Source organism: Pseudomonas sp. GW823-FHT02C02, assembly GCF_058797635.1.
The window spans coordinates 15613-28024 of record NZ_JBXAJV010000002.1; the positions used below are offsets into that span (position 1 = coordinate 15613).

Annotated in this window: 13 protein-coding genes; 7 read left to right on the forward strand and 6 right to left on the reverse strand. The window is 60.7% G+C overall.

Translation table 11 applies throughout. The features are described 5' to 3' along the window. A complete protein-coding gene (gene qhpC, locus AC1ROI_RS02935; protein ID WP_008027961.1) occupies window positions 1-324 on the forward strand; it encodes a quinohemoprotein amine dehydrogenase subunit gamma in 324 nt (107 codons plus the stop codon). A gap of 24 nt (window positions 325-348) precedes the next feature. Further along, complete coding sequence (peaD, locus tag AC1ROI_RS02940) at window positions 349-1467, forward strand: quinohemoprotein amine dehydrogenase subunit beta (protein WP_102595774.1); 1119 nt, start codon at window positions 349-351, stop codon at window positions 1465-1467. 135 nt (window positions 1468-1602) lie between these two features. Here peaD and AC1ROI_RS02945 read toward each other — a convergent pair whose 3' ends face one another. Beyond that, window positions 1603-2004, reverse strand: coding sequence for a lysozyme inhibitor LprI family protein (locus AC1ROI_RS02945; RefSeq protein WP_077748915.1), 402 nt, complete (start codon window positions 2002-2004; stop codon window positions 1603-1605). Between the two features lie 273 nt (window positions 2005-2277). Here AC1ROI_RS02945 and AC1ROI_RS02950 point away from each other — a divergent pair, with 273 nt between their 5' ends. Both AC1ROI_RS02950 and AC1ROI_RS02955 read left to right on the forward strand, forming a co-directional pair. Next, window positions 2278-2766: an SRPBCC family protein gene (locus tag AC1ROI_RS02950; protein ID WP_077748914.1), complete on the forward strand. Its 489-nt coding sequence runs from the start codon at window positions 2278-2280 to the stop codon at window positions 2764-2766. A 7-nt stretch (window positions 2767-2773) separates the two neighbouring features. After that, window positions 2774-3574, forward strand: coding sequence for an aminoglycoside phosphotransferase family protein (locus tag AC1ROI_RS02955; protein WP_102595775.1), 801 nt, complete (start codon window positions 2774-2776; stop codon window positions 3572-3574). A 468-nt stretch (window positions 3575-4042) separates the two neighbouring features. Here the strand turns inward: AC1ROI_RS02955 and inhA are convergent, their stop codons facing one another. Beyond that, on the reverse strand, window positions 4043-4720 hold the full coding sequence (gene inhA, locus AC1ROI_RS02960) for an isonitrile hydratase (protein WP_077748912.1): 678 nt from the start codon (window positions 4718-4720) through the stop codon (window positions 4043-4045). An 88-nt stretch (window positions 4721-4808) separates the two neighbouring features. On the opposite strand from inhA, the gene AC1ROI_RS02965 reads away from it, so the two are divergent. Beyond that, window positions 4809-5792 carry a GlxA family transcriptional regulator gene (locus AC1ROI_RS02965; RefSeq protein ID WP_010458421.1) on the forward strand — a complete coding sequence of 328 codons (984 nt, stop codon included), beginning with the start codon at window positions 4809-4811 and terminating at the stop codon, window positions 5790-5792. Here the strand turns inward: AC1ROI_RS02965 and AC1ROI_RS02970 are convergent. From AC1ROI_RS02970 to AC1ROI_RS02985, 4 genes are all read right to left on the reverse strand, one after another. After that, complete coding sequence (locus AC1ROI_RS02970) at window positions 5761-6663, reverse strand: alpha/beta fold hydrolase (RefSeq protein WP_102595776.1); 903 nt, start codon at window positions 6661-6663, stop codon at window positions 5761-5763. The two genes, AC1ROI_RS02965 and AC1ROI_RS02970, sit on opposite strands and share 32 nt — an antisense overlap. Window positions 6664-6721: 58 nt before the next feature. Next, on the reverse strand, window positions 6722-7111 hold the full coding sequence (locus tag AC1ROI_RS02975) for a hypothetical protein (RefSeq protein ID WP_102595777.1): 390 nt from the start codon (window positions 7109-7111) through the stop codon (window positions 6722-6724). A gap of 326 nt (window positions 7112-7437) precedes the next feature. Continuing rightward, entirely contained in the window at window positions 7438-9264 is a 1827-nt protein-coding gene (locus AC1ROI_RS02980) for a glycoside hydrolase family 15 protein (RefSeq protein ID WP_102595307.1), read from the reverse strand. Next, window positions 9257-10045, reverse strand: coding sequence for a glucose 1-dehydrogenase (locus AC1ROI_RS02985; protein ID WP_102595306.1), 789 nt, complete (start codon window positions 10043-10045; stop codon window positions 9257-9259). Before AC1ROI_RS02985 ends, AC1ROI_RS02980 begins: the two co-directional genes overlap by 8 nt. 232 nt (window positions 10046-10277) lie before the next feature. On the opposite strand from AC1ROI_RS02985, the gene AC1ROI_RS02990 reads away from it, so the two are divergent. After that, complete coding sequence (locus tag AC1ROI_RS02990; RefSeq protein WP_083374656.1) at window positions 10278-11450, forward strand: MFS transporter; 1173 nt, start codon at window positions 10278-10280, stop codon at window positions 11448-11450. Window positions 11451-11656: 206 nt separating this feature from the next. Continuing rightward, window positions 11657-12391: a thioesterase II family protein gene (locus tag AC1ROI_RS02995; RefSeq protein ID WP_102595305.1), complete on the forward strand. Its 735-nt coding sequence runs from the start codon at window positions 11657-11659 to the stop codon at window positions 12389-12391. The last annotated feature ends 21 nt before the right edge of the window (window positions 12392-12412 follow it).

Consider the following 12412-nt stretch of genomic DNA (forward strand, 5'->3'; position numbering starts at 1 on the left):
ATGAAACATCTCAAGGCAATCAATAACAAAGCGTTGAAACTGGATGAGGCCGCGGCCGAAAACCGTATCGAAGAAGTGGTGGCGATGAGCTCTGTCGCGGGCTGTGCCTCGACCACTGACCCGGGTTGGGAAATCGATGCGTTTGGCGGGGTGTCGTCGCTGTGCCAGCCGATGGAAGCCGACCTGTATGGCTGCTCCGACCCTTGCTGGTGGCCGGCCCAGGTGCCCGACATGATGAGCACCTACCCGGACTGGAACAAGGATGCCCAGGCGTCCAACGACAACTGGCGCAACCTCGGCACTGTCTTCCCGAAAGACAAGTGATCGGACATGAAGAAGGATTCCAGCATGCATCGCATTAAAGCCTGCGGCCTGGCCGCGTTCGCCGTCCTGAGCGTCTGTTCAATCAACGTTCTGGCCGATGAAAACACTGCACTACAAGCGGGTCACGAGTACATGGTGACCACCAATTACCCGAACAACCTGCACGTGCTCGACCTGGCGACGGACACCTTGTTCAAGACCTGCAAGATGCCGGACGCCTTCGGTCCGGGCACTGTGCAGTTATCGCCGGATCGCAAGACCGCTTACGTGCTGAACAATCACTACGCGGATGTCTATGGCGTCGAGCTGGACAGCTGCAAGCAAGTGTTCCACGCCAGCATCACCCAGAAACCTGGGGAGAAAGCGAAGTCGATGTTCGCCTTTACCCTCAGCCACGACGGCAAGGAACTGTTTGCCATCGCCAACCCGACGTTGATGCTCAACGACCGCTACGAAGTGCAACAGCCGCGGCTCGATGTCTATGCCACCGACGCCGGCCTGGACGCCAAACCCCTGCGCAGTTTCCCGGCGCCACGGCAGCTGACCATCATGCAGAGCGGTGACGACGGCACGCTGTACGTGGCGGGGGCGGATGTCTACAAGGTCGACGTGAAGACCGGCAAGTTCGACGTGCTGATCCCCAGCCGTCACTGGAAACGGGCGAACTACAGCGCGCCGGACGTGCTTTACGTGTGGAACCAGCAGACCTATCGCCATGATTTCTCGCTGCTCTACACCGCCGCGAAATTCAAGGATAAGAAACAGGATCCGGCCACCGCTGAATACCTCTACGGGCTGTTCAGCATCGACCTGAAAACCGGCAAGACCGAAACCACCGACTTCGGCCCTCTGACGGAAATCTACTTCAGCGGCATGCGTTCGCCCAAGGATCCGAACCTGATGTTCGGCGTGCTCAACCGCCTGGCCAAGTACGACATCAAGGAGAAGAAAATGCTCCAGGCGGCAACGCTGGATCATTCCTACTACTGCATTTCCTTCAACAAGGACGGCAGCAAGATCTACCTGGCGGGGACGTTTAATGATGTGGCGATCTTTGATCCGGAAAGCATGAAACAGATCGGCAACATCAAGTTGCCGGGGGGGGATATGGCGATCACGACGGCGCAGATATTTGTCCGGTAACGTGTGGCGTCTGAACTGACACCTTCGCGGGCAAGCCTCGCTCCTACACGGTCGCCTCGCACCCAATAGTGCGATCACTGCGAACCTGTAGGCGTGAGGCTTGCCCGCGAAGAGGCCCTCAGCGTCACCGAAGTGTTACACCCCAGGTACCGGGCAACCCATATCCCCTTCCTGACACTTCAGATAATTCTTGAAAGTCTCCACCCGCGCCTTGGTCAATTCAGTCACGCAGTTGCTGTAGATCAGCGGATACACACTCCCGCCTTCCACCCCGGCACTCGCGAACTTGCACTCGGCATCCCGAAACGCAATCCACGAACGCTGTGCCCCGAGCAGCAGCTTTTTGCTGTCCGGGTTGCTCTTCAAGCGCTGGGTGATCTGCTGGTAAAGCGCATTCAACTCTTTGTCCGCCGCCTTGTGCTGCTGCGCCGCGCATTGATTCATCGTGGCCTGGTCGGTGGCGTTGTCACAGTCCGCCGCGTGGGCGACGGTGGTGAACAGCAAAGGGGTCAGGGCCAGGAGGAAGCGTGGGTGCATAGTGATTCTCGCTGTGATGGGTAAACGTTGAGATGCAGTGTAGCGAAGAGGGTGGTCAACCAATAACGAAGTCAGGTGTAACCTCTTTAGCCAAGGGGCTTGCCTGCGTCAACGGTCCGCGTACTGTGCCAGGCATTCGTCTGCGAGCCAGAACTTCCCACTGGAAATGCAGCCGAATATTTCAGACATGCTTGATAACAACGCCCCCTTGATACAACTTTAAGGTTGGTCTTGTGGTCTTACAGGCCTACTGTTCAGTACAGGAGGTGACTTATGAACCCAGCATCAGATCGCATCGAAAGGAAAATCCTGCTCAAAGTACCGCGCTCGCAGGTGTGGCGCGTGCTGGCCAATGCCGAGGCCTTCGGGCAGTGGTTTGGCGTGGCGCTGGAGGGCAAGCGCTTTGTCGCCGGTGAATGGACGCAGGGGCAGATTACTTACCCGGGTTATGAGTACCTGCTGTGGAATGTGCTGGTGGAGCGGGTCGAGCCGGAGCGGGTGTTTTCGTTTCGCTGGCATCCCTATGCGGTGGAGCCGGACACCGATTATTCCCAGGAACCCACCACGCTGGTGAAGTTCGAGCTCGAAGACATGGATGAGGGCACGTTGCTGAAGGTCACCGAGTCCGGTTTTGATCACATCCCGCAGACGCGCAGGCTCAAGGCGTTCCGTATGGACAGCCGTGGCTGGGATGAGCAGATGAGCAATATCGAAGAATTTCTGAAAACCGGCGCCAAGGCTCGCGAGCGTCAGGAAGAGTAAAGGCTGCATGTTTGAAACCTGGTTGAAACGCTGGGCCCTGGTGCCGGACGGCGAACCGATCATCACGCCCGGCAGTCGTTTGCTGCCGGTACGGATGGGTGATTTGCCGGCCATGTTGAAGGTCGCCGTCGATGCCGAGGAAAAGTTCGGCAATCTGCTGATGACCTGGTGGAACGGCGAGGGCGCCGCACGGGTTTACGCTCATCATGGCGATGCGTTGGTGCTGGAACGTGCCGAGGGCGATCGATCGCTGATGCACATGGCGCTCAACGGCCAGGATGACGAGGCCAGCCGGATACTGTGCACAACGCTGGCTCGTTTACACGCCCCGCGTTCATCATCGCCGCCGCCCCTGATTCCCTTATGGTCATGGTTCGCTTCCTTGCGCATGGCCGCCGAACAGCAGGGCGGCACTTACTTGCTCAGTCTGAAAGCCGCCGAAGCGCTGCTCGCCGAGCCGCAGGATGTGGTGGTTTTGCACGGCGATATGCATCACGACAATGTTCTGGATTTCGGCCCGCGAGGCTGGCTCGCTATCGATCCGAAGCGGGTGATCGGCGAGCGCGGGTTCGACTACGCCAACTTGATCTGCAATCCCGATTTGCCGACGGCTAATGATCCGCAGCGCTTCAAAAAACAGATCGAGGTCGTGGCCCAGGCCGCGGGGCTGGAGCGTCAACGGCTGCTGCAATGGGTGTTGGCGTTTGCCGGGTTGTCGGCGGCCTGGTTTCTCGAGGATAAGGATGATCTTGCGGCGCAAGGACAGCTGCAGGCCGCTGAACTCGCGGCTTTCATGCTGATTGGCTGACGCGTCTAAGGGTTTTCGGAAGGGCGGGTATAGCGAATGTCTTACACGCGATGGTAGCTATGTCGTCTATTGCACATTGGATCCGAAGCGTAATCTAGCCTCATCAACTGAAGCACAGGAAGTGCTCCAGGATCACGGATGATCGACCATTAGCAAGGATTCGCTGCCGACAGGGAGTCGATATGGTCTTGGGAAAACCCGCTTCGGCGGGTTTTTTTTCGCCTTTTGAAAACTGTAGTGTTCGTGTGGATTTTTGATCTTATGGTCAAAGGCTTACACCTGCTGACGGGTATGTCGTCTTTTGGTGCTTCACCATTGCGCTTATTCTGGATCCATCAACTGAAGCACAGGGAGTGCTCAGGATCAGGGATGATCGACCATTGGCCAGGATGGCTGCCGACAGGATGTCGAAAATGGTCTTGAGAAACCCGCCGAAGCGGGTTTTTTTTCGCCTGTCGAAAAGTACTGCTACAGCCTGGCCGCCGCCCGTCCAGTGATCTGCGCCCTTTGCTGCAGGGATGGCGCCGCCCGCCGATGCGCTTCTGCCAATACGCTCGGCGGCGCTGTTTCAGGGCTGCCGGACTGGAACGGCGGTGCCGGGGCGTATTCCAGCTGCAACTGCACCAGCTCGGCCGTGTCCTTATCGAACAACTCGGCCGCCAGGGTCAGGGCAAAATCGATCCCTGCGGTAATCCCGCCACCGGTCAGCAGATTGCCGTCACGCACGACGCGATCCTTCACCGGTATTGCCCCCAAAGGCCCCAGCAATTCGTGATAAGCCCAGTGCGTGGTCGCGCGTTTGCCTTTCAGCAGACCGGCCGCGCCGAGCACCAGCGCGCCGGTGCACACCGACGTGACATAACGCGCGTTAGCCGCTTGGGCCTTGATAAACGCCAATGTCTGCTCATCCTCCATCAACGGCCCGACGCCGCTGCCCCCGGGAATGCAGATCACATCGAGTGGCGGGCAATCATCGAAGGTCGTGGTCGGCTTCAGCACCAGCCCGGTGCTCGAAGTAACCGGCACCAGGTCCTTCCAGATCAGATGCACCTTCACGTCCGGCAGCGAGGCCAGCACGTCGTAAGGGCCGGTGAGGTCCAGTTGTTGAACCTGTGGAAACAACAGAAAACCGATCTGCAACGTCATGGTGTTTTCTCATGAGGTGGGTGGACGGCTTCACTTTAGGCTCGTAGGATCTGGCGTATACGCCAATAACCCCACGAATTACGCCAATATGCCAAAAACCATTCATGTGCTCGCGTTCGCCAATGTGCAATTGCTCGACGTCACCGGGCCGTTGCAGGTGTTTGCGTCGGCCAACGACATCGCCCGTCAACAAGGCTTGCCGGCGCCCTACGCGCCGACGGTAATTGCCAACGGTGGCGGGGTGGTGATGTCGTCGGCGGGGCTGGCGCTGTTAGCCGAGCCGTTGCCCGAGCAAGGCAGCGACACCTTGATCATCGCCGGTGGTTGGGGTGTCTACGCGGCGGCGGAGGATGAATCGCTGGTGGCCTGGGTGCGTGAACAGGCGACGGCGTGTCGGCGGGTTTCATCGGTGTGTACCGGGGCGTTCTTGCTGGCGGCCAGTGGTTGGCTTGACGGTCGGCGTGTGGTGACTCACTGGACCCGTTGCGAGCAATTGGCGCAGAAACATCCCCGGTTACGGGTCGAGCCCAACCCGATCTTTATCAATGACGGCCCGGTCTGGACCTCGGCCGGCGTTACGGCCGGCATCGATCTATCATTGGCGATGGTCGAAGAGGATCTCGGTCGCACCATGGCCCTGGACGTCGCTCGGCAACTAGTGGTGTTCCTCAAGCGCCCGGGCGGTCAGTCGCAGTTCAGTGTGACCTTGTCTCTGCAAAAGGAAGGCAGCCGGTTCGACGAACTTCATGCCTGGATCAGCGAAAATCTCACCATGGACCTGGGCATTCCGACACTCGCCTTGCAGGCCGGCATGAGCGAACGCAGCTTCGTTCGCCATTACCGCGCCGACACCGGCCAGACGCCGGCGCGGGCCATCGAGCTGATCCGGGTCGAGACCGCGCGACGCTTGCTCAGTGATACCGGTCTGCCGATCAAACGGGTGGCGGTGCAGTGCGGGTTCGGCAGTGAAGAAACGCTTCGTCGCAGTTTTCTGCGGGCCATGGGCGTAACGCCGCAAGCCTATCGCGAGCGGTTTTCTGTCAGCGCTGAAGCAGATCCAGTAATGCCTTGAGCGTCGCTTCGGGTGCTTCTTCGGGAATGTTGTGGCCGACGCCCGCCAGCACTCGCCGCTCATAAAACCCAGAGAAATGTTCAATGTCCTCATCAATCTCCTCGGCCGGTCCGACGCCATCGTCGGCACCACACAGGGAAATCGTCGGGACGCTGATCGACGGTTGCCGGGTCAGCGCTTCTTCCATCCACGCCAGTGCCGGGTCCCCTGGCGCGTACATGAAGCGGTGACGGTACGAGTGAATCACCACCTCGACGAAATCCGGGTTGTCGAAGGCCGGCGCGCTCAGTGGGTAGCGCTCAGGGCCTCTGGCCCAGGTTGGTGACCATAATTTCCAGAGCAATTCGCACAAGTCCCGGCGATTTTTCGTCAGGCCCTCGACACCGCGCGGGGTGTGAAAGTAATACTGATACCAGAGGCGATGCTCGGTTTCCGGGGCCTGTGGCTGGGTGGAGCCGGGAATATTCTGCAGGTTGTAGCCATCGCCCGTCACCAGACAGCGAACCCGCTCCGGCCAAAGCGCCGCGACGATGCACGCCGCCCGACCGCCCCAGTCGTAGCCGCAAAGGGCGGCCTTCGGGATGGCCAGCGCGTCCATCAAGTCCAGCAGATCCTGGGCGAGGGCGGCTTGCTGGCCGGAGCGCAGGGTGTCGGGGCTGTTGAAGCGGGTCGGGCCGTAGCCGCGCAGGTACGGAACGATAACGCGGTAGCCCCGAGCGGCGAGGGCCGGGGCGATTTCGTCGTAGCCGCGTGGGGAATAAGGGAAGCCGTGAAGGAGGAGGATCGGGTCGCCGGCGGCAGGGCCGTGTTCTTCGTAGGCGACCGTCAACGTCGGGGTCTTGATGTTCTGGATCAACGCTTCAGTGTTCATCGGACACTCCAGAGGTGTTTGTCAGACGGAGGATGCAAAGAGACCAGGTTCCGCCAACTCAGACTTCGACTTCCGCGACCTGATTGAAGTACTTCGACCGGTCCGGCGTAAACGTCACCACCATCCTCGTCCGCGAACACGTCAGAGGCCGCTCTTCACTCAGATCAACATCCAGATCCTCCCCACGCAAACCCTGCCACTGGGCCAGGTATTTGAGGGATCCGTACTTTTCGAGTTTCTTCAGGCTGCGGCTGACGCCACCTTTCCAGCCCAGCACCGGCAGTTCGCCGGCAAGGCAGCGTTGGGCGAGTTCGGGGAAACGGGCGGCGCGTTGGCGGCCGATTTCCCAGCATTTGATGAGGCCTTTGTCGGGGGCCTCCCACAGTTCATCGCGGTTCAGGCCTGAACGCAGAGGGGTGTCGATGGGGCGGTGGATACGCTGGCTCATTCTGGTTCCTTGAATTCGGGTTTTATCGGGCAGCTCCGCTGCACCCGTTGACGGTCGATGGTAGGGGGGGATGTAACGGCTGGCAACAAACGTTTTCGGGGTGGCGGAATGAGCGGTTTCGGGTGATTGGGCAGGTTCGTTTAATGGTTGTAGGAGCCTGGACCCTACCGCTCACTTTTTTCGCCGGTATTCAGCCAGTCCCGAGCGATGGCTGATGACTTCTTCGCGAGCAGGCTCGCTCCCACAGGTTTGGTGTCGTTCACAAATAGCGTGTTTGACACAAATTCTGTGGGAGCGAGCCTGCTCGCGATAGGGGCAACGCGAACTCAAGGCTGCCAGTAATTTTTCTCCCCACTCAATTTCCGATCCAGAAAGCTGGCCGCGCTGATCAGCGCCAGGTGCGTCAACGCTTGCGGCGTGTTGCCCAGGTGTCGCCCATGGCTGTCGAACTCTTCGGCGTATAAGCCCAGCGGGTTGGCGTACCTGAGCAATTGTTCAAACTCCAGGTGCGCCTTTTCCACCTGGCCTGCCCGGGCCAGGCATTCGACGTACCAGAATGAACACGCAGCAAAGGCGCCTTCGGTGCCGCTGAGGCCGTCGATCTGGCTGTCTTCGTTGCGATAGCGGTAGACCATGCCGTCGCGCACCAGGGTTTTCTGAATGGCTTCGAGGGTCGATAACCAGCGCGGATCCTTGGCGCTGACGAAGCGCACCAGCGGCATCAGCAACATCGAACCATCCAGCGTGGTGCCGCCGATGTGCTGCACGAAATGCCCGCGTTCTTCGTTCCAGAAGTTGTCCCAGATGTCGGCGTAGATCGCTTGACGGGTCTGGTCCCAACGGGAAAAAGGCGCGGGCAGGGAGCGTTTGGAGGCGAGTCGAATGGCCCGGTCCAGGGCCACCCAGCACATCAGTCGCGAGTGCAGGAAGTGATGCTGTTCGCCGCGCATTTCCCAGATGCCCACATCCTCTTGCTGCCAGGTTTCACAGACTTGATCCACGACGCCCACGGCGTGTTTCCAGCCTTCATGGGAGATCGCGTCGCCGTATTTGTTGACCAGGTACACCGCGTCCATCAGCTCGCCGAAGATGTCGAGCTGGACCTGGTCATACGCTTGATTGCCAATGCGCACCGGCGTCGCGCCGCCATGGCCGGACAGATGCGAGAGCTCGGTTTCCGGCAGTTCCTGGCGCCCGTCGATGGCGTAGAGGATGTTGAGTTTCATCGGTTTGCCGTGGCAATCGCTGACCCGCCCGCGCAGCCAGCGCATGTAGTCGTTGGCTTCCTGAACAAAGCCCAGGCGCATGAACGCGTAGACGGTGAACGAGGCGTCGCGGATCCAGGTGTAGCGGTAGTCCCAGTTGCGTTCGCCGCCGGGTGTTTCCGGCAGGCCGAACGTGGCGGCAGCGAGGATCGCGCCGTGTTTGCGCGAGGTCAGCAGCTTCAGGGCCAGGGCTGAGCGGTTGACCATTTCCCGCCAGCGACCACGGTAGTTGGACTGACCGCTCCAGTCGCGCCAGAACTTCAGCGTGCGTTCCAGGCACAACCCGGCCGCGCCTTTGTTGAAACGCGGGTCGTCGATGCCGCCGAGCAGGAATTCCGCGCTCTGATCCTGTTTGAGGGTGAATTCAGCGACGGCCGCGTTGCCGTCGATACGCAAGGTCTGATCCGATGCCAGGCGCAGAGAGGGCTGATCATCGGCCTCGAATGCCACGTCTTTGGCATCCATGCGTGCGTGGGTCCTGGCGCGAGCGTAGTCATGCCGCACGGCGCAGCGCATGTGAAACGTTGCCTGGCCGCTGACCACCCGGACCCGGCGCATCAGCACCGGCAGATCATCTTCGCTGTCGCCGATGGGCAGCAGGTCGGTGACTTCGACCACGGCGCACTCGCTCAGCCAGCGGGTTTGCAGCACGTTGGTGTCGGGCAGGTAAATCTGTTCGCGGCGCGCATCAGGCAAGTCCGGCGATAGCTGGAAAATGCCTGCCTCGGGCGTGTCCAGCAGCGAGCAGAAGATCGACGGGCTGTCGAATTCCGGCCAGCAGAAAAAGTCGACGCTGCCCTTGTCATTGACCAGCGCCGCGCTGCGCATGTCGCCGATGATGCCGTGGGCGTCGATGTTGCTTTGTCGCTCGGGATGATGATCAGCCATTGCCGCGAAACTCCGGATAGAGGCTCATGCCGCCGTCGATGAACAGAGTGGTGCCGACGATGTAGTCCGACGCATCGGAGGCGAGGAAGACCACCGCGTTGGCGATGTCCTCGACTTCACCGACCCGGCCGTAAGGGATGAGTTTGAGCAGTTGCTCCTCGTTGGCATCGCGATTGATGTCTGTACGAATCGCCCCCGGTGCGATGCCATTGATGCGGATGCGCTGGTGGCTGACTTCCTGGGCGAGGGTTTGCATCAGCATGTCGACGCCGCCCTTGGACGCGGCGTAATTGACGTGGCCGGCCCAGGGAATGCGCTGGTGCACCGAGCTCATATGAATAATCTTGCCGGCGGCCCGGGACACGCCTTCGCGAATACCCTGACGGTTGAAAATACGCAGGGCGGCGCGGGCGCAGAGGAACTGTCCGGTGAGGTTGACGCCGATCACCTGGTTCCAGTCGGCGAGGGTCATGTCCACCGCCTTGGCGTCTTTTTGCATACCCGAATTGGCCACCAGGATGTCCAGCGAACCGAATGCCTCCAGGGTTTGCGCGAACAGCCGTTCGACGTCTTCTTCTTTGGAAACGTCGGCACCGATGGCGATAGCCCGACCGCCTTCAGCGTTGATCTGCCGGGCCAGTTCTTCGGCGGGTTCAGCCTGGGAATGGTAGTTGATCACCACCGTGGCCCCGGCGGCGGCCAATGCCTTGGCGGCGCCTGCGCCGATGCCTGAGCTGGCACCGGTGATGAGGGCGACTTGTTGGTCGAGGGAAATCTGCATCAGTGTGAGCGCCTTGAGTGTGAGGGCTTAATTAGCTGACTGACGGGGGCTGGCGAGAGTTCACGTCGAACCATGAAAGTTTCGTCACCTGACCGCATGACACCTGATCGTTCCCACGCCGAGCGGCGGGAACGATCAACGTGTGAGGCCTTCACATTCAACCAACAATTGCCTGCTTTCCCCTCGGTTCGCCTTATGGCAACTTGCTCGCCCTGACTGAGACTCGCACCCCATGACCAACCCCTACCGCGACCTGTTCAAAGCCCCTGGCAGCCGAGCGTTCGTGCTGGCCGGGATGATCGCGCGCATGCCCATTTCCATGACCGGCATCGGCCTGATCACCATGCTCTCGCAACTGCAAGGCGGCTACGGTCTGGCCGGTGCGGTGGCGGCGACGTTTGCTCTGGCCACGGCGTTTTGTGCGCCGCAAGTCTCGCGGCTGGTGGATCGCTTTGGTCAAGGCCGGGTTCTGCCGGTTTCGGCGTTGATCGGTGGTGGGGCGTTGTTGCTGGTGTTGCTTTGCACCCGCTTGCAGGCGCCGATCTGGACGTTGTTTGTGTTCGCCGCGCTGGCCGGTTGCATGCCGAGCATGTCGGCGATGGTCCGTGCGCGCTGGACCGAGGTGTATCGCGGCCAGCCGGAGCTGCAAACCGCTTATGCGCTGGAATCAGTGCTGGACGAAGTCTGCTTCATTGTCGGGCCGCCGCTGTCGGTGGGGTTGTGCGTGGTGGCGTTTCCCGAGGCCGGTCCGTTGGCGGCGTTGCTGATGCTGGCGATCGGGGTGACGGCGTTTGTCCTGCAACGGGACACCGAGCCGGCGGTGCATCCCCATGAAGAACACCATCAGGGCTCGATTATCCGTTCGCTCGACATTCAATTGCTGATGCTGTTGATGGTCGCCATGGGCACCATCGTTGGCGTGGTGGATGTGGTCAGCGTGGCCTTCGCCCAGCAGCAGGGCCAGCCGGCAGCAGCGAGCATTGTGTTGTCGGTGTATGCCATTGGTTCCTGCCTGGCGGGATTGGCGTTCGGGGTGTTGCGCTCGAAAGTGCCGCTGCCGCGATTGTTCTTGTATGGCGGGGTGGCGACGGCGGTTACCACGCTGCCGTTGCTGCTGGCGACGAACATTCTCGGGCTGTCGCTGGCGGTGTTTGTCGCCGGTCTGTTCTTTGCGCCGACGCTGATTGTGGCAATGGCGTTGGTGGAGCGCATCGTGCCGCCAGCCAAACTGACTGAAGGCCTGACCTGGCTGGTCACCGGGTTGAGTATTGGCGTGGCAATCGGTGCGGCCGGTTCGGGTTGGCTGATCGATGCATTTGGGGCCCGTAGTGGATTCTGGCTGGCAATTGCTGCCGGTGCGGTGATTCTCGGTTCCGCAGTCCAAAGCTATCGCCACCTGAGATAAGCGAAACACAGAACCTGTGGCGAGGGAGCTCGCTCCCGCTGGGTCGTGAAGCGGCCCCAAAAAACCCGTTTTACGACTGCTGCGCAGCCGAGCGGGAGCAAGCGCCCTCGCCACGATGTCAGTGTTCGGCACTTCTACAACCTTGGGACTAATTCAAGGTCGGCCTCATCCGTTCCCTTGATAGACAACTTTTCGAGGTAAGCCCGGTGACCCAGCTGACATTGCTGTGCCTGCCCTATTCAGGCGCGAGCGCCATGGTCTATAGCCGCTGGCGGCGCAAGCTGCCGGAATGGCTCACGCTGCAGCCGGTGGAACTGCCGGGGCGTGGCGCACGGTATGGCGAGCCGTTGCACACCGACATGCGACGCCTGGCGCTGCAACTCGCCCAGGAACAAAAAGCCACGCTCAAGGCGCCATACGCATTGTTCGGTCATAGCCTGGGCGCGTTGCTGGCCTGTGAAATGGCCCATGCGTTTCGCTCGCTGGGGTGCCCGGAGCCAGTGGCGCTGTTCGCCTCGGGCACGGCTGCACCCACCATGCGGGCCGACTACGATCGCGGCTTCGCCCAGCCCAGGACCGATGCCGAATTGATCGATCAACTGCGCGCCCTCAATGGCACCAGCGAAGAAGTGCTGGCCAATAAAGAGCTGATGAGCCTGACACTGCCGGTCCTGCGCGCGGACTTCCTGCTGTGCGGGCGCTTCGAACCGCAGCAGCGTCCCTTGCTCAAGTGCCCGGTGCATGTGCTCGGTGGCAAGGATGATCGGGCCACCACCGAGCAGTTGATCGGCTGGAGCAAGGAAACCCACGGTAGTTTTTCGGTGGACATGCTCGCGGGCGGGCACTTCTTTATCCATGAGCACGAAGCCAAGGTGTTGCGGGTGATCAAGGATCAGCTTGAGGTTCACCATCGGCGGCACGCCATGGCTGCCAGCGCCTGACGCAATCCCGGGCGTCACTCA